This window comes from Staphylococcus chromogenes (genome assembly GCF_029024625.1).
GTDB classification, from domain to species: Bacteria; Bacillota; Bacilli; order Staphylococcales; family Staphylococcaceae; genus Staphylococcus; species Staphylococcus chromogenes.
The window spans coordinates 1510517-1531294 of record NZ_CP118953.1; the positions used below are offsets into that span (position 1 = coordinate 1510517).

The following is a 20778-nucleotide window of genomic DNA, read 5'->3' on the forward strand; positions in this document are numbered from 1 at the left end:
CCCTCCTTATTCTAAGTCTTCTAATTCTTTTATATAGTGTTCTAATTTTTCAGGTTCATGTAGAGATTGATGCATTAACTGATACAATTCTTGACGACGTGTAAATCGTCGATATAATCCTAGTTTCTTTTCATAATCTTCCACTAAGTCGCCAGTTCTTCTTATATTATCATATACGGCTTGACGACTCACATCAAACGTTTCTGCAATTTCGCTTAATGCGTAATCTTCTAAATAAAACAGTCGTAGATAATTTCTTTGTTTTTCAGTCAATAGTGATTGATAAAAATCAAACAAATAATTCATGCGAATTGTTTTAATTAAATCATTCTCGCTCATCCGTCACGTCACCATTTTCACTTTCATCTTTCGCTACGCTTTGTTCAATCATATCTGCAAATAAACCATATACATAACTTTCTGCATTAAACGGTTGTAAATCGTCTAGTTTTTCTCCTAAACCTACATATTTCACTGGAATATGTAGCTCATTTCGGATGGCGAGCACTATACCACCTTTTGCTGTGCCATCAAGTTTAGTTAAGACAATACCTGTCACATCAGTAACTTCTTTAAATGCTTTCGCTTGCGCCAGTGCATTTTGACCTGTAGTTGCGTCTAGACATAATAAAACTTCATGTGGTGCATCAGGTACAGAACGTCCAATGACACGTTTAACTTTTTGTAATTCGTTCATTAAGTTTTGTTTGTTTTGTAAGCGCCCCGCTGTATCGCAAATCAGGATATCTACACCTTTATTTTTAGCAGCATTAATCGCATCGTACATTACTGCAGCTGGATCAGATCCTTCTTTTTGTCGCACGACTTCCACACCTACGCGATCTCCCCAAACTTGCAATTGCTCAATAGCTCCAGCACGGAAAGTATCGCCAGCAGCTAACATGACTTTCTTACCTTGTGCTTGATAACGATGTGCGAGTTTACCAATGGTTGTTGTTTTACCCACACCGTTAACGCCTACCATTAATATCACATTTAAACGATCATCTTCTAAGTTCATAACTTCTGATTGGTCATCTTCTTGATGATAAATTTCAACCATTTTTTCGACTATCGTTTCACGTAGGTCTTCTGTTTCAGTCACATTTCGGCGTTTGGCTTCCATGCGTAGCTCATCTACTAATTCCATAACAGTATTGAATCCAACATCAGCTTGAATCAGCATTTCTTCTAAGGCTTCAAAGAAATCTTCATCAACCGTACGATAATGCGCGATTAAATTATTCAATTGTGTTTGGAAGTTCTCACGTGATTTTTCTAAACCATCTCGGAATTTAGCACCTATTTTTTGTGCTTCGATTTCTTCAAATTCCTCAATCGACATGAGGCCATCCTCTTCAAAATCATCATCCCAACTTTGATCGGTCCAGTCAATTTCGTTGGCTTTTAATTTTTTCTTCTTGCGTGGCTCTGTTTCAATTTCCTCTTGATTAGGTTTTGAATCCAATGGTGTCGATGGCATCTCTTGGTGGTAATCATCCATGGACTTTGATTGAACGCTATCTTGTTCTCGATGAGAGACCTCTTCTTTTTCCTCACGCCACTCTACTTCTTCATGTTGTTGTTTTCGACGTTCAGATTCAAAGTCATCAATTTTATCAAAGTCTTTATCGATATCTTGTCCACTAAATTTATCTTTTAGTCGTTTAAAAAAGCTCATTTAGCTTTGTTCCTCCTTCATAACATCATCTATTGTATTTAAATTCACACTAACGAGTCTAGAAACGCCCAACTCTTGCATCGTCACGCCGTAAAGACGATCACACATTTCCATTGTGCCCTTTCGGTGTGTAATCACAATAAATTGGGTTTCATGGGATAAGTCACGTAAAAATTGAGCGTAACGCACGACATTGGCTTCATCCAGTGCGGCTTCAACTTCATCGAGGATTACAAATGGCGCAGATCTTACTTTTAAAATCGCAAATAATAACGCTATCGCGCTTAGCGCACGCTCTCCTCCACTTAACAGCGATAGATGTTGTAATTTTTTGCCCGGAGGTTGCACTTTAATTTCAATACCTGCCGTTAAATAATCGTCATCTGTTAAATTTAATGCCGCTTCTCCACCTCCAAATAAAGCTCGGAAAACTTCTGAGAAATGTTGTTGTATCGCATGAAATGTCTTACTAAAGCGTGTTGTTACTTCCGCATCCATTTCAGTAATAATTTGTTCTAAAGTTGTTTTAGCTTCTCTCAAATCATTTCGTTGTGTCGATAAAAACGTATAGCGCTCATTGACCTCTTCAAATTGTTCGATCGCATTTAAATTTACTGGGCCGAGCTCATCTATAGTCATTTGCGTTAATTTCACTTTTTGACGTAATGAATCCACTTCTTCTTTAGTGACTTCGTAATGTGCTTTGGCATACTCAAAAGTCATACGATATTTTTCATCTAAATGTTTTAACGCATGATCAATTAAGACGTCTAATCTTGACTGTGCAGATTTTATTTCTTGATACTGGTTTTCAATATTTAATAAGTGCTGATGTATCTCTTCTAATGCAGATTCATTAGATTCTATAAGTTGTTCAGTATCTAAACGTTGTTGACGCAACTCATTTTGTCTTTCTAAGAGCTGGTCTTTTTCATTTTGTCGTGTTTTAATTTTAACATTTAATGACGTTAATGTCCTCTCATCATTGACATCCTCTGAATTAAGGAGATCATATTGTTCTTGCAATTTTGCCATTTGTGATTGTACTGTTTGCGCTTCATTTTCTAATCGATGACATTCGGATTGTTGTGCTTTTAATCTTTCTTTAATCACCGCTAAATCTGATTTCTTTTGATGGAGGTTTTGTTGTAGTGTTGTCTCTTCTTCTTGAGCGACTTTAGATTGTGCTGTTAGCGCTTGGATTTGTTGATTTAAAGTGTCTAATTGTGTGGCTAACTGGGTTTGTTCTGCTTTTTTTTGCTTTAAGGTCGCTTCACTTTGAGCACTTTCGTAACCATCGTTCATTTCAAATTCGAACTCTTCATGTTCTGCTTTAAGACGTTGTTCAATTTCATAATGTCTATCTTGCTCCAATGATAAATCATGAATCGCATGTTTGAGATGATTGTGTTGTTGCTGGATTTTTACATATTCTTCACTTAAATCATTGTACGCTTGCTTTTGTGATTGGCAGAGGGCTTCTAACTCTTTTGTCTGCGCTATATAAGTTTCTAATTGACCTTCAAGTCGTTGAATATCTTTTTTCTGAGTTAATATTGATTGTTTTTGTTGTGTGCCCCCACCTGTCATTGAGCCACCCGGATTCACTACATCTCCTTCTAAAGTCACAATTCGAACTTTATATTGAAGTGCACGCGCAATCGTATTCGCATTTTTAATATGATCCACAATCATTGTACGGCCTAACAAATTATCAATAATTCCTTGATATGTAGGTTTTGTTTCTATCGCTTTATTCGCAACATTAATAAACCCATCAAATGAAGCTGCTTTTTCGATTAAAGTCTGATCTAGGTATTTAGGCTTAATGACTGATAAAGGTAGAAATGTTGCACGACCTCGCTTTTGTTGCTTTAAATATTGGATAGCTTGACGAGCTGAGACTTCATCGTCAACGATGATATGTTGCATTGAAGCCCCTAAAGCGACTTCAATGGCTGCTGTAAGGTCAGTAGGTACTTGAATACTTTGAGCCACTGCACCGTGAATGCCTGATAAATGTGTCGCATTCAATACACTCTTGACACCTTGATAAAAGTACGTCATTTCGTTTTCTTGCATGCGTAAACCTTCAAGACGAGATTTTAATTGATCCGTATAACGATAAGCTTGATATAATTTATCTTCTGATGTTTTTTGTGTGGCTTTCGCTTCTGTTAACTTTTGTTCAATTTGTTGATTTTGTTTGGCAACCGCATCGAGATGAGTTTCTTTTTCTTTTTTTTGAATTTCAATTTGAGAAATATGTTGTTGCGCTTCTTTAAGTTGTTGATAAGCTTCTGTCAGGCGGGAATCAAGACGCGATTGTTTCGTTTGATGTTCTTTAATCGTGCGTTCCAAAAATCGTATTTCATTATTGACTTCCGATTGTTGAGACATACAAGCATAATAGTCATCTTTTAATGTTTCTAAGTCTGTCTCACTCGTATTTTGAGTTCCATCTAAGCGCACTTCAAGTTCGTGAATTTCTGTCGCAAGTGTTTGTTTTTGATACTTGAGTTGCTCAATCTTTTTATGGACAGCTGACGTTTCTTCCTCTAAAACACGTTGTTGGTGAGTTAAGCTCTCTTGTTCTTCCTCTATACGAGCATTAGATTGTGATTGGTTTTTTTGGCGTTCTTCTATTAATTTATACTGTCCTGTTAACTTTTCAACATCTTCAGTGGACTGAATCAATTCATTATTTAACGTTTCTAATTGTTGATCTATTTGATAACGTTCACCTTTTGCCTTTTGAATTGTACGTGTGACATCAGCTTTTTTAGTTTGGATTTTTTCTTGTTCACTTTTTAAATCATTTAAAGCTTGATCATGGGTTGTAATTTGATTTTGATAGTCCTCGATATCATGTAACGTTACACGAATGTCGCTCTCTTTAAGTGTTTCTGATAATTGTAAATACTCTTTTGCAATCGCTGCTTCCTCTTTTAATGGTTCAACGCGCCCCTCTAAATCATATAAAATATCTTCAACACGATTTAAATTTTCTTCTGTTTGACTCAATTTATCTTCCGAAACTGCTTTACGTTTTTTATATTTAAGAACGCCTGCCGATTCTTCAATGATTTGTCTACGTTCATGAGGTTTTGCATTTAATACTTCATCCACGCGACCTTGGGAGATAATGCTAAAAGCTTCTTTACCTAATCCTGAGTCTAAAAATAATTCAACGACATCTTTTAACCGCGTACGTTCATTATTAATATAAAATGCACTTTCTCCACTTCTGTAAAGTCTTCGAGTGACGGTTACATTTTCAGCATCAATATTGAGGAACCCGAGTTGATTATCAAGTTGCAATCGTACTTCTGCAAAGTTTTGTGCGTTACGGTGTTTCGCTCCAGAAAATATAACATCTTCCATTTTGCTCCCACGCAATGATTTTGCTGATTGTTCACCCAGTACCCATTTAATCGCATCTGTGATATTACTTTTTCCGCTTCCGTTCGGTCCTACAATCGCAGTCACACCTTTATCAAATTGAACTTGCGTAGGTTCAGCAAATGATTTAAATCCTAAAACATCAATAGATTTTAAATAGACCATGACTTACTCCTTGTTCGACAGTTGCAATAATGCTTTTTCTGCTGCTTTTTGTTCAGATTCCTTTTTCGTGCGCCCCATGCCTGATGCCACCGCGACATTATCCAGTAACACTTCTGAAGTGAATTGACGATGATGTGCGGGTCCATCTTCTTTAATAAGGCGATAGGAGACTGTGCTTCGTAACGTTTGATGTGCCATTTCTTGTAATTGTGTTTTAAAATCTACCACTCCACTTAAAGCATTATCCTCAACATATGGAAAAATAATTGCGTTTGCAAACCGTTCGACGACTTCTATACCTTGATCTAAATAGAGTGCACCCACAAACGCTTCAAACGCATCCGCAACTAAAGAAGGTCTCGTACGTCCTCCCGTTTTTTCTTCACCTTTTCCTAATAAAATGAGTTGGTTCAGTTCTATTTTATTCGCAAATATTACAAGTGATGGTTCACACACAATCGTTGCACGCATTTTTGTCAGGTCACCCTCTGGAACATTAGGGTATTTCTCATATAAAAAGCGTGATACCGTCAATTCTAATACCGCGTCTCCTAAAAATTCTAAACGTTCATTATGACTTAAACGTTCCATATTGAAATCATTAATAAAACTAGAATGGGAAAAGGCTTGTTGATAAATTTCTAAATTACGAAAAGGTAAATCGAGTGCCTTCATCTTTTGTTTAAAATTATGTTCAAATGATTTTATTAATGTCTGCTTTCGTAATTTTGCCATCGAGTCTCCTCCATTATCAGTTTTGTAGTCTCAGTGAATGTCTTGGCTTAACATTATGAATTGATTAGTAAAAAATCTGAGTCGAAAAAACGACTCAGATGAAAAGAATTATTTTTCAAGTGTATTAATGTAATTCACAGCATCTCCAACTGTGTTGATTTTTTCAGCTTCTTCATCAGGAATTTCTGTACCGAATTCGTCTTCTAATTCCATAACTAATTCCGCAATGTCAAGTGAATCTGCGCCTAAATCATCTTTGAATGAAGCATCTTCAGTTACCTTGTCAGCATCAACGCCTAAACGGTCAACGATGATGTCTTTTACTTTATCGAAGTTTTCCACAGTGTTTCACCTCCTTTAAAAAGTCAGTGTATCTCTCAATTTCAACCACGATTGAATAGAAATACTAGACTTTTTTATTTTGCCATTTTATCAGAACAAATACAACCATTCTCCAATAAAATTTCGTATATTTAAGATAGGTTTAGTCATCATTTCACTATTTTGCAAAATGATTTTATTCCATGTGCATACCGCCGTTCACATGAATCGTTTGACCCGTAATATATTTTGCCTTATCAGAAGCTAAAAATGCTACTGTATGCGCAATATCTGTATCTTCACCAAAATGACCTAATGGAATTTGCGCTTTCATGCCATTTTTTAAATCCTCATTTAAAGCATTCGTCATATCTGAAACGATGAATCCAGGTGCCACAGCATTCACTGTAATCTGGCGTGAAGCTAATTCACGAGCCGCTGTTTTCGTCATCCCTATAACACCCGCTTTAGAAGCGACGTAATTGATTTGACCTGGGTTACCGACAGCCCCCACAATACTCGTTAAGTTAATGATACGGCCACCTTTTTGTCGTAACATTTGAGGTGTAACTTTTTGAATACAATTGAAGACACCTTTTAAGTTTGTATCAATGACGTCATCCCATTCTTGTTCTTTCATACGCATTAACAAATTATCGCGTGTGATACCTGCATTATTGACTAATATATCAACAGAACCGAATTGGTTTACAACTTCTTTAATCATGGCTTTGACTTCATCAGGATTTGAAACATTTGCTTGAATCGCAAAAGCTTCTACGCCTTTTTCTTTAATTTGATTAACGACCTCTTCTGCTTTTTCTTTGTTGCCTGCATAGTTTATGGCTACGTTATAACCTTCTTCAGCCAATTGTAAGGCAATACTGCGTCCGATTCCTCGGGAAGCACCTGTTACTAATGCTACTTTAGTCATGATTTAACCATTCCTTTACATCTTCGAGCGTTTGAATCGAAGTTAATTTTACATCTCTATCTATTTTTTTAACTAAACCCGACAATACTTTTCCCGGCCCTATTTCAACAAAGTGATCCACGCCTTGATCAATTAACCATTGAATCGAATCAATAAATTGAACAGGTGAATACAATTGCTGAATCATATGCTCATGAATTGTTTGAGCGTCAGTTTCACCTTTAGCGTGTACGTTTTGCACGACAGGGATTTTAGCGTCTGACCATTGAAATTGCGATGTATAGGCCTCAAAATCTTTTTCAATCACTTGCATCATAGAAGAATGAAATGGGCCCGATACTTGTAATGGCATTACACGTTTTGCACCCAGCTCCTTACCTTTTGCTACAAGTTCATCTATTTTTGTTTGATGTCCTGACACCACGATTTGACCTGGACAATTGATATTTGCCGGCTCTACAATTTCAGTCTCAGTTGAAAGTTGTTCGCAAATTGAACGCACTTCATCAAAGCTCAATCCTAATACGGCGGCCATTCCACCAACACCACCTGGAAAAGCTTGTGTCATGAGTTCTCCACGGCGTCTCACAATTTTGACCGCATCGTCAAACGCTAACACCCCACTCATTACAAGACTCGAATACTCACCGAGACTATGACCGATTGTAAAATCAGCTTGAGGTTGTCCCATCGCTGCATAGAGCGCCATACTATGAGTCAGTAACGCAGGTTGTGTATTTTCAGTTTGATTTAAAATGCCTTGTTCATCTTTAAACATCGTATCTAACAAATTAAAATCAACCGTAGCTTGTGCTTCATCTAATACACGTGTGGCTACTTCATCCGTTTGATATAAATCTTGAGCCATTCCGACTTTTTGAGCCCCTTGACCGGGAAACATAAATGCGACTTTACCCATTATTTTCGCCTACCTTTTCACGCATAGTTTCAACAATTTTCGTTTCAGAAGCGATCTTAGCTTGGCGGATCGCTGAATAGAAGGCTTTGGCATTCGAACTTCCATGTGCTTTCACAACAACACCGTCAAGTCCTAATAACACTGAACCGCCATATTCAGAATAATCCAATTGCTTAGCAAGTCCTTTAATATCATTTTTCATGACCAGTAAGGCTAATTTATTTTTTAATTTAGACATTAATGTCCCTTTGATAATTTTACCTACAGACTTGGCCATACCTTCTAAATTTTTCAATATCATATTACCTGTATAACCATCTGTTACGATGACATCAGCTTCATCTTCTAAAATTGTTTTTGCTTCAATGTTTCCTACAAAATGAAGACTGTCGGAGGCTTGCAATAATGCGTATGCTTGCTTTGTCAGTGCATTCCCTTTTTGTGCCTCTGTCCCGATGTTAAGTAACGCCACACGAGGTTGGCTGATTTCACGCACATTTTGTGCATAAATATGGCCTAATAGCGCATTTTGATACAAGTGTTCAGCTTTAGCATCTGCATTGGCCCCAACATCTAAAAATACAACACCTTTTCCTTGAACAGTAGGAAGTGTTACGACAAGAGCGGGTCGTTGAACGCCAGGTAAACGTCCAACAATAAATAAACCTGCTGACATTAAAGCGCCAGTATTCCCAGCAGATACACATGCGCGTGCTTCTCCATTTTTGACTGCTTCTGCCATTTTTACCATTGAACTATCTTTTTTACGTTTAATGGCTCTTACCGGCTCATCTTCCATTGAAATTTGTTCTGTCGTATGATGCACATGTACACGTGGATGATTAATGTGACATTGTGTTTCATCACCAAATAATAAAATTTCTAAATCTTCAAAATCATGAACTGCTTTTTCTACTGCTTCAAGGACAATATTTGGTGCGTGATCTCCACCCATCATGTCAACAGCAATTTTAACCATATGATTCATCCTCACTTATGTAATACATTTTAAATATGCCTTCAAAAACCTTGTTCTTATTTACAAAGGAACGAACGGTCATTTCGTAGTATTTATTATCGTGATGTTCGACGCGTGCTTCAGCAATCACGACGTCACCTAAATAAACCGGTTTGACGAAATGAATGTGACTTTCTTTTGTGAGCACTGATTCATGTTGGACAAGCGCTACACACAACGAATTGGCTTGCGCAAACACCACATGCCCCCTAGCCACGTTATTGCGAGAAAAAACATCCTGGCGCGTAATTGTATATACAGATTTAGCATAATGATTAGACTGTAAATCAACTACATCACCGATAATATCTTTATCTTCCAATGAGCTAATATTTTGATATTGGTCTTTTGCAACACGTTTTACGCGTTCTCTCAATTCAGGGATACTCAGTTGATTTCTATCAAGTCTTATCGTTTGAATACTCACATCATACATTTCACTTAATGCTTGATCTGTAATAAAGGGATTTTGTTGGATGGTATTCTCAATCATTTCGCGTCGTTCATTTTTGGTTCGTTTCATGTTTTAGCCACCCTTATTTAGTACCAAGTCTTAATGGACTTGTTCTTATTTTAACACGCTTTACTGGAAGTTCAAAATAATTTAATGTTACGCATTCATAGGATAGATACATTTGAAAGTTTCTAAAACGACGTCGTCATTCATAGAAAATTCTAAGCCATAATATTGACATGCCTCATTAAAAAAAGAAATATGGTCCTGTCGCCATGCTTCAACCGTGCGATAACCTTCACCTTCGTTTTGAATATGTCTAATATCTACGTCTTTAAACGAGACCACTTGTACATTTGTAGTAATCGTCATACACATTGGATATCTATTTTCGTCTAAAATCATATTCAATTGTCCGACGAAAGGGAGAGGTTCTTGTTCTACGGTATATAAAACACGCGCACTCGTCGTCGCTCTTTTTTCACCGTCTATTACGCGTTGTCCTAATCCATTAGGGTTACTCCCAAAAGACCACGCAGTATAGCTTTCATGATTGAATTCTGGATATAATTCTATAAATCGATACCAAAAATTTCGTTGTCCCATAAAAATCCCCCACTTTTTTCGTCTTATCACCCAAAATTATAACAATGAAATGTTAACGCAATGTTAAAGCATCGGATTTATAAATAAAAAATGAGTGAAGCAAATAGGTAGCCTCACTCACTAAAATTCAACATATAATAGATAGATTTATTAGTCAAAACTTTGATGAAGCATGTTTTCTTCAATAAAATGTCGCAAGTGATCATAATCTTTAGTAAAAAAAGCCCCTGATTGAATGAGTTCTGCTGCTTCGTCACGTGCTACTTCAAGCATACGATAATCCTCTACAATATTGCCGACTAAGAAATCAGGAAGTCCGCTCTGTTTAACACCAAAGAAATCTCCAGGACCACGCATTTCTAAATCACGTTCACTTAACTCAAATCCATCTGTGGTTTGCGTCATAATTTGCATCCGTTCGATACCTGTCTCTGTTTTAGGAGATGCAATCAAAACACAATAACTTTGATGTTCACTACGCCCGACACGTCCGCGCAATTGATGTAATGTCGAAAGGCCAAATCGATCCGCATCATAAATGACCATAAACGTCGCATTCGGCACATTTACCCCTACCTCAACGACCGTCGTTGACACAAGAACATCAATTTCGTGTGCACTAAATTGATGCATGACGAAATCTTTTTCTTCAGAAGACAATTTTCCATGTAAAATTCCAACACGTGCTTTTGGCAACTGCGTTTTTAGATCTTCATAAAGCGCCAATACATTTTGTACATCTTCTAAATGCTCTGAACTTTCGATAAGGGGTGAAATAACGTAAGCTTGCCGTCCCTTTTGAAGTTCGTTTGCCATTTGGTGCAACACTTGATGATAGGCTTCATGTTTTGCCCAAGCTGTTTGAATGGGCTTTCTTCCTTTAGGTAAATGTTTAATAGAAGAGACATCCATTTCACCAAAAACTGAAATAGCTAAAGTTCTAGGGATAGGCGTAGCGGTCATAAATAATACGTTACTAAGTGCGCCTTTTTCACGCAATTTTTGACGTTGCTCGACACCAAAGCGATGTTGTTCGTCTGTAATCACTAAACCGACATTATGGAACATGACATCATCTTGAATTAATGCATGTGTTCCGATGAGACAGTCAATTTCTCCTGTTTTAAGTTGTTCAAGTAACAACTTACGTTTTTTCCCCTTTACAGACCCCGTCAACAATGCCACATTCATCCGTTCTCCAAATAAACCGACTAAACTTTCGGCATGTTGTTCTGCTAATATTTCAGTGGGCACCATAAGCGCGGATTGATACCCTGCCGTTTTTAAGGCATACATACAAATTGCAGCCACTACCGTTTTCCCCGATCCCACATCCCCTTGGAGTAATCGATGCATACGAATAGGTGCTTTTAAATCTCGAAATATTTCATTGACACTCAATTTTTGTCCGTCTGTTAATTCAAAAGGAAGTGACTCAATAAAATCTTTCACTAATTCTAAATCGTAATTGACTTCAACGGCTTGATCTGATGTTTTTTCTAATCGATTTAACCACTGCATTCTTAACTCAAACATGAAAAACTCCGTAAAAGCAAACGTCCTTCTTGCTTTTATTAGTGCTTGTTTATCACGGGCATGATGGAGCGCATGAAGCGTGTCACTTAAAGACTCCAATTTATATTTTTGTCTTAACGCTAAGGGCAACCACTCATGTATGGTTACATCGTTTAATGTATTTTGAATCATTTCTTTTAAGGGTTTTTGTTTTAACCCTTCTTTAACGCGATAAACGGGAGTGAATTGTGATTCTTCACGTTGGGCAAGGTCAAAAATCATTTTTGTACCGTTAATTTCTTGTTTATGTTTAATCCATTTCCCTTTGATAATAACCGTTTGATGTAACTGCATATTTTTTTTGAGATAAGGTTGATTAAAATAGACGACTTTGACTGCGATGCCGTCAATCATTACATGCACAGTCAATTTCGATTTGTTGCGTCCAAAAAAAGCGACAGTAGGTGTAGAATATATCTCACCTTGTACTGTCACTATAGCCTCATTTTCTGCATCACTGAGAGAAATAAGCGTATTATCCTCATATCTTATTGGTAAGTGCAAAATCAAATCTTGCACATTCCAAATATTCATTTCATTTAATATTTGAAGGCGTTTCGGCCCCAACCCTTTAATATCCTTTAATGCATACGGATTTTCTATAAGGTTTACTTTTGTCATGTTAATCACCAAAAATTTGTTGTTTTAAGCGTTGACCCGTTGGTGTACCTGCAAGTCCTCCTCTACCCGTTTCACGAAGGGCAGATGGCATAGTTTGTCCGATGCGATACATTGCATTGATAACTTCATCAGTTGGAATGCGTGATTCAATTCCGGCAAGTGCCATATCTGCAGACACAATTGCATTGGAGGCCCCAGCTGCATTTCGTTTTACACAAGGGACTTCGACAAGACCAGCCACAGGATCACACACAAGACCCAGCATATTTTTCATACAAATCGCAAAACCTTCAGCCGATTGTTGAGGTGTACCTCCTGCAGCTTCAACGACTGCCGCAGCAGCCATAGCCGCCGCCGAACCTACTTCCGCTTGACATCCACCTGCTGCACCAGAAATAGAGGCATTGTTGGCTACCACAAAGCCGAACGCTCCAGATGTCAATAAAAAGTTTAACATATCTGTGCGTGAAAGTTGTAATTTATCCTTAAGCGCGAATAATACCCCAGGTACAACACCGGCGGAACCCGCTGTTGGTGTCGCACAAATTTTCCCCATTGCCGCATTGACTTCATTCGTTGCGACCGCTTTACTGACTGCATCTAATAGCGTGTAGCCTACAATGGACTTTCCGCTTTCTATATACTGTTTCATAAGGACAGCGTCTCCACCCGTTAAGCCCGTTTTCGAAGTGACACCTTGAATGCCTTCTTCTACCGCTTTCTCCATCGTTTCTAAATTGCGATTCATATGTGCGTATACTTCTTCTTTTGAAAGACCTGTCACTGACATTTCTTGTTCCATCATCACTTCATAAATTGCTTTATTTTCTGCTTCGCATTTTGCGATTAGCTCTTTCACATTTTTAAACATATTATCCCCTCCGTCATCTTACGCATCACCCATTAATGAAACAGCCACAACACCTGGTACTTGACGAATTTCATCAAGAATTTGCGCATTGATTTCATCATCAAGTTCACACGTCATTAATGCTTGATCGCCTTTTTCTTTGCGCGCCACTTGCATACTTCCGACATTGATGCTATGGTCACCAATAATATTTGCCACTTTACCTATCGTTCCGAACGTATCTTGATGAAAAACAAGCAGTGTAGGATAATTGCCACTAATCGCCAATTTAAAACCGTTAATCGCTACGATTTCAATTTTACCTCCACCAATCGACACCCCTTCTACTGAAATATGATGATCATCATCAATCATATCAATAATCGCCGTATTAGGGTGCGAGCGCTCCTCGGTCATCTCGATAAAATTCACGCGCATCCCCTCAGCTTTAGCCGTATCTAAACTTGACTCAATACGACTATCATCTGTATCATAGCCGAGCAAACCTCCAACAAGCGCAACATCTGTTCCATGCCCACGATACGTTTCCATAAATGAACCGTATAAGTATATATCCGCACGTTCAGGTTGTTTGCCAAATAAGTCTCTAGCGACCAGTCCAATACGTACGGCCCCTGCTGTATGTGAAGACGATGGACCTACCATTGTCGGTCCTATAATGTCGAAAACACTTTTATATTTCATTAAAATATTCCCCCTTGATTACATCTCTATTGAAGACAATCACATTATAACAAGCTCTTAGAAACTTTAAAATATTGTGATAATGATTACAAACCTTGATATAACGAAAAATCACAGGTTAATGGATTATACCCATTTCCTGTGATTTTACTGTCCTTTATTCAACTGAAAAGAAATAAGGATAAATTGGTTGTTGACCTTGTTGGATTTCAACTTCAACATCTTCATAGTTCGTTTCCATAAACGACTCAATCCATGATGTTTGTGCATCATCGGCTTCTTCTCCAACGATAATTGTTAAAATTTCACTGTCATCATCTAACATTTTTTCTAATGTATTTTGAAGCGTGATTTTAACATCTTTATCGGAAACAACAATCTTATCTTCAACTAGTCCCATAAATGCATCTTTTTCAATGTTAATACCATCTATTTTTGTATCACGTACTGCATAAGTAATAGACCCTGACTTAACATCTTCTAATGATGTCGTCATGACTTCTTGATTGTGCTCTAAATCAGCTGTACTATCATAGTTAAACATTGCAGCGATACCTTGAGGAATTGTTTTCGTTGGGATAACGACAGCATCAACATCAACTATTTTAGCCGCTTGTTGACTCGCCATTTGAATGTTCTTATTATTCGGTAGGATAATCGCACGTTTACAACCGCTTTGTTCGATAACTTTAACGATATCTTCAGTAGAAGGATTCATTGTTTGTCCTCCACTAATCACGTGTGTTGCCCCCATAGATTTGAATAATTTAGTAATGCCTTCTCCCATTGAAATGGTAATAATAGCTGTCTCTACAGGTTCATTTGAACTTTTGTCTGATTCTGTTGATTTCGCCGCTTCTTTTCGTAAAACTTCGCGGTGTTGTTCACGCATATTTTCTGCTTTTACTTTGATGAGTTCACCATATTTTTGACCGAAAGTAAAAACTTCACCTGGTGTTTCAGTATGAACATGAACTTTTACAATTTCATCATCACTAATCACAAGTAAAGAGTCCCCAAATTGACTCATATCGTTTCTAAATTGTGTTTCGTTGAACTTGGCTTTACCTGGAAGAAAACGCACCATCATCTCTGTACAATATCCGTAAACAATATCTTCTGTATTGATGACACCATGAAAGTCGTGATCGTCATTGAAGAAATCCCCAGTATCTACACTTGAAGCTTTCTTTTCGATTTTTTCGCCTTTCATCGCCTTTAAAAAGCCTTCATAAACAAGTGTTAAACCTTTGCCACCACTGTCTACAACACCGACTTCCTTGAGAACTGGCAATAAATTAGGCGTGTTTTCAAGTGAAACTTGAGCCGCTTCATACACATGTTCCATGATCTCTAAACAATTCTTCGTTTCCATTAGCTTTTCAGTGGCCGCATGAGCTGCATCTTTCGCAACTGTTAAAATCGTCCCTTCCACAGGTTTCATCACTGCTTTATATGCAGTATTTACACCTGCTTCAAAACTTTTTACGAACCCTTCTCCATCGATTTCTTTTTCATTTTCCAGTGCTTTTGAAAATCCTCTGAAAATTTGAGATAAGATTACGCCAGAGTTTCCTCGCGCACCCATCAATAATCCTTTTGAGAAAGTTTTTCCTAAATCACCAATATGGCGTGTTGGGTTATTTTGAACTTCTTCACGACCTGATGTCATTGAAAGGTTCATATTCGTTCCTGTATCCCCATCTGGAACCGGATATACATTCAATGCATCTACCATATCTGCATTGTTTGATAAATTTTGCGCTCCCTGTATAATCATTTCGGCAAATAAATCACCGTTGATTTTCATTACCATCCGAATGTCCTCCTATTTGTCTTTCCCGTCATTATTAAACCGTACACCTTGTACAAAGATATTTACAGAATTCACTTTTAACTTTAATGTGTTTTCAAGCGTATATTTCACTGTAGCTTGGACATTTTGTGCAACTTCAGAAATTTTCACACCATAACTTACGATGATATACATATCTACATCTAAAATGCCATTGTCCTCTTTGACTACAATCCCTTTTGCGTAGTTTTCATGGCCTAATATTTCTGCCAATCCATCACGAACTTGTTGACGTGAAGCCATTCCAACGATACCATAGCACTCCACTGCTTTGCCACCGACTACCGATGCAATCACCTCGTTTGAAATATCTATGCTGCCGTAATCATTTGTTATTTCTAATGACATATAAAATCGCCTCCTTATTCAACATATATGGATTTCTTTCATTCAAATGCTCACTTATCGTTACATTTAAATCTCGGCGAACACCTTTATGACATAACGATAAGCTCAGAATTCACCTGTAAAATTACGTCTTAGGTGTGACTCCCAATACAATGATTCATAAATATTTATATCTATCTTACTAAAATTATAACAACCTTGCCATAACGAACTACATAATTTAAAATTTTTGTAAATATATGTAAAGGTTTAATCACAATTTAAGATTATATCAGAAACTAAGCAATGCACAAAGTATTTTCTAGTTATTCCAAGAAGTTTTTATTGCGTTCCAAATTTGAATATGGTATATTACCTTAGTATGTAGTAGCAAAGTGTATTTGTATTTCTTAAAGGAGGTACGATGATGGGTAAACAATGTTTCGTAACAGGCCGTAAAGCGTCTACGGGTAACCACCGTTCACACGCATTAAACTCAACTAAACGTCGTTGGAATGCTAACTTACAAAAAGTTAGAATTTTAGTTGATGGTAAACCTAAAAAAGTTTGGGTTTCAGCTCGTGCTTTAAAATCTGGTAAAGTTACTCGCGTGTAATTATCAGAGGCACCACGCTTGCCATTAAGAGATTAAGTACAATTTAAAACGAACCCCGCGTCTTTATGTGGAAGACGCGGGGTTTTTTGTATATAATCATAGACTTGAGTGATACCTCTTAGCATACACACTCCTCCTAATCATAATTTTAATCTCGACTTCTAATTTGATAAATTAAACCTTCATGTACGGTTACAATTGCATTTTTATCTTTAAATTCATTTGAGATGGTAAGTGTCGATCCTTGTTCAAGGAGAGCTTCATTTAATTCATATTTAAAACCTTTCAATGATAACGACGCCTGATCTGTTGCAGGAATAAAAGAGATGTAGTTGTATTGTTTTTTATGACGTTTTGAATAGGTGCCTGTTGTTAATAACTCTATAATATTATGTTGATCAATAAGTTGAATTTTATGCGCTTTAAACGTTTCATGCTTTAACATTTGCATTGCACCCATAAAATGATCCAAGCGTCCTCCAGTAGCACCGTAAATTTTAATTTTTTTATACCCTAAATCAAGCGCCTTCTTTACAGCATAGGCAAGGTCAGTGACATCTTTTTCCCTCGGCATCACTTCTACATCCATTTGTGCTTGAATCCATCGTCGTTCATCATCAGAAACTGAATCAAAATCCCCTACTGCAAAAACAGGCTGAATCTTTGCCTGTAAAAGGTCATAAGTGCCTCTGTCTACACCTATCCAATCTTCGCCACCCTTTTTTTCAAGTAATCGATTCGGTATCTCCCGAGTACTACACAACAAATGAACTCTTTTTTTCATGAATTATCCCTCACTTTTTAAGTGTCGTAGTGCTTCTTGATATGAATCAAATTTAAAGAAATATGAACCGGCGACAAGCCAATCTGCACCCGCTTCAATCACCTTTGCTGCCGTTTGATGATTGATGCCACCATCAACTTCTATTTTATAGTTAAGTTGGTGCTTCTGTCGATAAGTATGCAAAGCCTGGATTTTTTCTATAGATTGAGGGATAAAAGTTTGTCCTCCGAAACCAGGGTTTACAGACATCACAAGCACGAAATCCACTTCTGATAATATCGCTTCAATCTGATGCCACGAAGTACCTGGATTAAGTACGACACCTGCTTCTTTGCCATGTGTTTTAATCTTTTGAATCGCTCGATGAATATGCGGTGTTGCCTCAATGTGAACGGACACTTTATCTGCGCCTTTTTCACAAAATGCGTCGATATATTGCTCAGGGTTTTCAATCATCAGATGCACATCAATGGGCAACTTTGTTTTTTGACGTAATGCTTCTAACACTGGAAATCCAATCGATATATTCGGGACAAATTGCCCATCCATGACGTCAAAGTGTAAGCCATCTACGCCAGCATTTGTGAGATGTTGTACTTCTTGTTCTAAGTTCATAAAGTCTGCTGATAATAAAGAAGGAAAAATCTTTGTCATTAATATTTCACCTTTCGATTTGAAATTTCATTAAGTAATTGAACATAATGTTGATATCGGAATTCTGAAATTTCTCCGGCCTCTACCGACGCTTTCACGTAACATTTAGGTTCATTGACATGATAGCAGTCCCGAAATTTACATTGTTCTCCATAGCGACTGATTTCTATGAAGTTGTCTCGCAAAGTTTCTTTATCGATGTGGTCAAAATCTAGCGCACTAAACCCCGGGGTATCTGCAATAAACCCCTGCGCTCTAGGATATAATTCGACATGTCGCGTCGTATGTTTTCCTCGATTGAGCGAAGTAGAAATTTCATTCGTCTCAATGTTAAACGTAGGTTGAAATCTATTTAATAAGCTAGACTTACCAACTCCAGATTGACCACTCAACACAGCCAAACCCGGTTCCCATTCTGTAAAAATTTCGGATGCTGCATCATCTTTGCCCACAAATTGGGTCGCATAACCGATATCTTCATAAATGCTCAATATGTTTTCAATTTCGTTTATTTCTTCTTTTGTTGCTAAATCTTTTTTCGTAATGACGATGCGTGGCTTTAATCCATATGAATGACCGATAACGAGGAAGCGGTCAAGTAATTGTGTTGAAAAGTTAGGAGATACCGCACTCATCACAATCACTAATAAATCTATATTACTGACAGGGGGACGCTTCAATTCATTTTTACGTGGATGAATATGATGAATATAACCTGAGGCATGTGTTTCATCATCAATATCCACAATATCCCCCACTATGGGAGAGATTTGCTTTTTCCTAAATAGCCCTCTCGGCTTAGCGTCATATAACGTTCCATCAACATCAACGCGATAGACACCACTGAGTGATCTAATGATTCGACCTGTTTTCACAATTGCACCTCGTTTATAAGATAGTTTTCTATTATATTATAGCAAAGGTGACGTTGAAATCACATTCACAATATAGGCGTGTGGCATGACCGGAAGTTTGTAAAATCACCACTATCCTTGGCTTAACATCATAAATTTAGGAATCAAACCGTTTTCTACACTTACTTATACACGCACACTAAAAATCCTACTCACAAAACATTTCATTTGCGAGTAGGATGTGTATAAAAACAAATGTACGATGTGTCTTTTATTTAAAATTTAACGTTGCACACGTGGGCGAACACGATGAATCACTGGACCGCTTGTCACTTTACCAGGGAATTGATCTAATTTTACACTTAAATCTTGTACGGGTGCATCAAAATCAATTTTAGTTGCAAAATACTTAATCGTTTCTTCCATAATAATGATGGTCATCCATTCTCCAGCACAACGATGATTTGTATAGAAGTCACCGCCACCTTGAGGGATTAAATCAAATGGACTGCCATCCCAGTTTTCAAATCGATCAGGATTGAATTGATATGGATTTTCAAACAATTCAGGATCATGTGTTGTACCAAAAATATCTAGTAATGTAAACGTTCCTTTTTTAATTTTAAAGCCATCAAATTCCACATCTTTTTTGAGTTTACCTGGTAAAAATGGAACAAATGGGAAAATACGACGGACTTCTTGCGCAAATTTGTAGGCATAATTTGGGTCATCCGCGACTTGCAATTTAATACGCTCTTGATCAAATTCAAGCATTGCTTTTACTGCATAGCTCACAAATCGATTGATTGCTGCAAGAGGACGTACCACATTCATTAATTCAACTGCGCATAAATGTGGATCCATTTGATGTCCTTTATAATCTTTCCAATGCGCAAACTCATAGAGTGCTGTTCCTGGTTGGGCTTTCATTTTGCCTTCACGTACCGCGACAATTTGATTTTCTAAAAACTTTTCAACGCGAGCACGCGCTTTTTTCGCTTTACGATAACCGCCACCAAATGTTTGACCCAAGCCTTGGAATGAATCAATCATGATGTCCATATCACGTGCATTGCGCTTAGCTTCTTCAGATGTTTGTTGGAGACCTGCCCATCTAAATCCTATTTTTGTCAAAATATAAATTGACGTTTTATATATATTTACTTCGTCTTGACGTTGCATCTCTTCTGTGTGCATAAACCAGTAGTTACGTGTAAGGTCACGCAAATATTTAAGATTTTCTTCCGTCATGAGTGACATGAAGAGCGCCTTACGATCCACATGAACTTTACCTTTAGTCGTGTGTATCGCACCTTTACCAAAAAGGGTGTTCACAACACGTTTTGGTAAAGTTTTTTCGCGTTGCATAAGCTCATTATCGTAAAATAATTCAGCTGCTTCTTTTCCGCTTATCACTGTCATGGGTTTCATACCAATTGCAGCTGTTTCAAAGGCTTTAGTACCAAATTTTTCTAAACGACACGGCACATATGTATATGCCTCATTCAAAATTTTAAACGTGTTATCTAAGCCAGAATCTTTAGGTAGTTTTTTCGCCACTTTTACGTTCCCCCCGAAATTCATTTTCTTTCATTTTACCCTATTATAACGTGTTTTAATCCCAATAATCTAATAAAAAAAGCCATTCATTCACCTTTTCTATGTCGCTTCCGATGGCATAAAAAAGGTAGGACTCAGTGAC

The 20778-nt window shown here is 37.4% G+C and carries 20 protein-coding genes; 1 reads left to right on the forward strand and 19 read right to left on the reverse strand.

Going from position 1 to position 20778, the window contains the following annotated elements; all coding sequences use genetic code 11:
* Positions 1–6 precede the first annotated feature (6 nt).
* From PYW36_RS07410 to PYW36_RS07480, 15 genes are all read right to left on the reverse strand, one after another.
* Entirely contained in the window at positions 7–339 is a 333-nt protein-coding gene (locus tag PYW36_RS07410) for a putative DNA-binding protein (protein ID WP_037573283.1), read from the reverse strand.
* Complete coding sequence (gene ftsY / locus PYW36_RS07415) at positions 326–1681, reverse strand: signal recognition particle-docking protein FtsY (protein ID WP_037573280.1); 1356 nt, start codon at positions 1679–1681, stop codon at positions 326–328. The genes PYW36_RS07410 and ftsY overlap by 14 nt, the downstream gene beginning before the upstream one ends.
* Entirely contained in the window at positions 1682–5248 is a 3567-nt protein-coding gene (gene smc, locus PYW36_RS07420) for a chromosome segregation protein SMC (RefSeq protein ID WP_103159278.1), read from the reverse strand.
* 3 nt (positions 5249–5251) lie between these two features.
* Complete coding sequence (rnc, locus tag PYW36_RS07425) at positions 5252–5923, reverse strand: ribonuclease III (RefSeq protein ID WP_371874978.1); 672 nt, start codon at positions 5921–5923, stop codon at positions 5252–5254.
* A gap of 168 nt (positions 5924–6091) precedes the next feature.
* The gene (locus tag PYW36_RS07430) at positions 6092–6325 is read right to left on the reverse strand and encodes an acyl carrier protein (RefSeq protein WP_019165520.1); all 234 of its coding nucleotides are present in this window, start codon (positions 6323–6325) and stop codon (positions 6092–6094) included.
* 175 nt (positions 6326–6500) lie between these two features.
* On the reverse strand, positions 6501–7238 hold the full coding sequence (gene fabG, locus PYW36_RS07435) for a 3-oxoacyl-[acyl-carrier-protein] reductase (RefSeq protein ID WP_103159277.1): 738 nt from the start codon (positions 7236–7238) through the stop codon (positions 6501–6503).
* Positions 7231–8157 carry an ACP S-malonyltransferase gene (gene fabD, locus PYW36_RS07440; protein ID WP_037573267.1) on the reverse strand — a complete coding sequence of 309 codons (927 nt, stop codon included), beginning with the start codon at positions 8155–8157 and terminating at the stop codon, positions 7231–7233. The genes fabG and fabD overlap by 8 nt, the downstream gene beginning before the upstream one ends.
* Complete coding sequence (gene plsX, locus PYW36_RS07445) at positions 8150–9136, reverse strand: phosphate acyltransferase PlsX (protein ID WP_037573261.1); 987 nt, start codon at positions 9134–9136, stop codon at positions 8150–8152. Before plsX ends, fabD begins: the two co-directional genes overlap by 8 nt.
* Entirely contained in the window at positions 9129–9698 is a 570-nt protein-coding gene (gene fapR / locus PYW36_RS07450; RefSeq protein WP_037573258.1) for a transcription factor FapR, read from the reverse strand. The genes plsX and fapR overlap by 8 nt, the downstream gene beginning before the upstream one ends.
* Positions 9699–9785: 87 nt before the next feature.
* Positions 9786–10235 carry an ASCH domain-containing protein gene (locus PYW36_RS07455; protein WP_037573255.1) on the reverse strand — a complete coding sequence of 150 codons (450 nt, stop codon included), beginning with the start codon at positions 10233–10235 and terminating at the stop codon, positions 9786–9788.
* A 150-nt stretch (positions 10236–10385) separates the two neighbouring features.
* Positions 10386–12431 (reverse strand): ATP-dependent DNA helicase RecG, encoded by a 2046-nt coding sequence (recG, locus tag PYW36_RS07460; RefSeq protein ID WP_103159276.1) that lies wholly within the window; start codon positions 12429–12431, stop codon positions 10386–10388.
* A 1-nt stretch (position 12432) separates the two neighbouring features.
* Positions 12433–13302 (reverse strand): L-serine ammonia-lyase, iron-sulfur-dependent, subunit alpha, encoded by an 870-nt coding sequence (gene sdaAA / locus PYW36_RS07465; RefSeq protein ID WP_103159275.1) that lies wholly within the window; start codon positions 13300–13302, stop codon positions 12433–12435.
* 18 nt (positions 13303–13320) lie between these two features.
* Positions 13321–13986 (reverse strand): L-serine ammonia-lyase, iron-sulfur-dependent subunit beta, encoded by a 666-nt coding sequence (sdaAB, locus tag PYW36_RS07470; RefSeq protein ID WP_037573246.1) that lies wholly within the window; start codon positions 13984–13986, stop codon positions 13321–13323.
* 157 nt (positions 13987–14143) lie between these two features.
* The gene (gene fakA, locus PYW36_RS07475; RefSeq protein ID WP_037573244.1) at positions 14144–15802 is read right to left on the reverse strand and encodes a fatty acid kinase catalytic subunit FakA; all 1659 of its coding nucleotides are present in this window, start codon (positions 15800–15802) and stop codon (positions 14144–14146) included.
* Positions 15803–15814: 12 nt separating this feature from the next.
* Positions 15815–16189, reverse strand: a complete 375-nt coding sequence (locus tag PYW36_RS07480; RefSeq protein ID WP_037573243.1) for an Asp23/Gls24 family envelope stress response protein — start codon at positions 16187–16189, stop codon at positions 15815–15817.
* A 406-nt stretch (positions 16190–16595) separates the two neighbouring features.
* Here PYW36_RS07480 and rpmB point away from each other — a divergent pair, with 406 nt between their 5' ends.
* A complete protein-coding gene (gene rpmB / locus PYW36_RS07485; RefSeq protein ID WP_037564748.1) occupies positions 16596–16784 on the forward strand; it encodes a 50S ribosomal protein L28 in 189 nt (62 codons plus the stop codon).
* A 148-nt stretch (positions 16785–16932) separates the two neighbouring features.
* Here the strand turns inward: rpmB and PYW36_RS07490 are convergent, their stop codons facing one another.
* From PYW36_RS07490 to PYW36_RS07505, 4 genes are all read right to left on the reverse strand, one after another.
* Positions 16933–17568: a thiamine diphosphokinase gene (locus PYW36_RS07490; protein WP_103159274.1), complete on the reverse strand. Its 636-nt coding sequence runs from the start codon at positions 17566–17568 to the stop codon at positions 16933–16935.
* Between the two features lie 3 nt (positions 17569–17571).
* Positions 17572–18222, reverse strand: coding sequence for a ribulose-phosphate 3-epimerase (rpe, locus tag PYW36_RS07495; protein WP_037573241.1), 651 nt, complete (start codon positions 18220–18222; stop codon positions 17572–17574).
* A complete protein-coding gene (gene rsgA, locus PYW36_RS07500; RefSeq protein WP_037573240.1) occupies positions 18222–19097 on the reverse strand; it encodes a ribosome small subunit-dependent GTPase A in 876 nt (291 codons plus the stop codon). Before rsgA ends, rpe begins: the two co-directional genes overlap by 1 nt.
* A 261-nt stretch (positions 19098–19358) precedes the next feature.
* On the reverse strand, positions 19359–20636 hold the full coding sequence (locus PYW36_RS07505) for a cytochrome P450 (RefSeq protein WP_037573237.1): 1278 nt from the start codon (positions 20634–20636) through the stop codon (positions 19359–19361).
* Positions 20637–20778: the final 142 nt, after the last annotated feature.

What these genes read in the sequence shown, in the direction of transcription:
- rpe (WP_037573241.1), bottom strand. Translation starts at nt 18,222, where the DNA reads ATGACAAAGATTTTTCCTTCTTTATTATCAGCAGACTTTATGAACTTA.
- PYW36_RS07490 (WP_103159274.1), bottom strand. Translation starts at nt 17,568, where the DNA reads ATGAAAAAAAGAGTTCATTTGTTGTGTAGTACTCGGGAGATACCGAAT.
- fakA (WP_037573244.1), bottom strand. Translation starts at nt 15,802, where the DNA reads ATGGTAATGAAAATCAACGGTGATTTATTTGCCGAAATGATTATACAG.
- plsX (WP_037573261.1), bottom strand. Translation starts at nt 9,136, where the DNA reads ATGGTTAAAATTGCTGTTGACATGATGGGTGGAGATCACGCACCAAAT.
- sdaAA (WP_103159275.1), bottom strand. Translation starts at nt 13,302, where the DNA reads ATGTTTAAAAATGTGAAAGAGCTAATCGCAAAATGCGAAGCAGAAAAT.
- smc (WP_103159278.1), bottom strand. Translation starts at nt 5,248, where the DNA reads ATGGTCTATTTAAAATCTATTGATGTTTTAGGATTTAAATCATTTGCT.
- ftsY (WP_037573280.1), bottom strand. Translation starts at nt 1,681, where the DNA reads ATGAGCTTTTTTAAACGACTAAAAGATAAATTTAGTGGACAAGATATC.
- rpmB (WP_037564748.1), top strand. Translation starts at nt 16,596, where the DNA reads ATGGGTAAACAATGTTTCGTAACAGGCCGTAAAGCGTCTACGGGTAAC.
- PYW36_RS07410 (WP_037573283.1), bottom strand. Translation starts at nt 339, where the DNA reads ATGAGCGAGAATGATTTAATTAAAACAATTCGCATGAATTATTTGTTT.
- fabD (WP_037573267.1), bottom strand. Translation starts at nt 8,157, where the DNA reads ATGGGTAAAGTCGCATTTATGTTTCCCGGTCAAGGGGCTCAAAAAGTC.
- fabG (WP_103159277.1), bottom strand. Translation starts at nt 7,238, where the DNA reads ATGACTAAAGTAGCATTAGTAACAGGTGCTTCCCGAGGAATCGGACGC.
- PYW36_RS07480 (WP_037573243.1), bottom strand. Translation starts at nt 16,189, where the DNA reads ATGTCATTAGAAATAACAAATGATTACGGCAGCATAGATATTTCAAAC.
- PYW36_RS07455 (WP_037573255.1), bottom strand. Translation starts at nt 10,235, where the DNA reads ATGGGACAACGAAATTTTTGGTATCGATTTATAGAATTATATCCAGAA.
- recG (WP_103159276.1), bottom strand. Translation starts at nt 12,431, where the DNA reads ATGACAAAAGTAAACCTTATAGAAAATCCGTATGCATTAAAGGATATT.
- sdaAB (WP_037573246.1), bottom strand. Translation starts at nt 13,986, where the DNA reads ATGAAATATAAAAGTGTTTTCGACATTATAGGACCGACAATGGTAGGT.
- rnc (WP_371874978.1), bottom strand. Translation starts at nt 5,923, where the DNA reads ATGAAGGCACTCGATTTACCTTTTCGTAATTTAGAAATTTATCAACAA.
- fapR (WP_037573258.1), bottom strand. Translation starts at nt 9,698, where the DNA reads ATGAAACGAACCAAAAATGAACGACGCGAAATGATTGAGAATACCATC.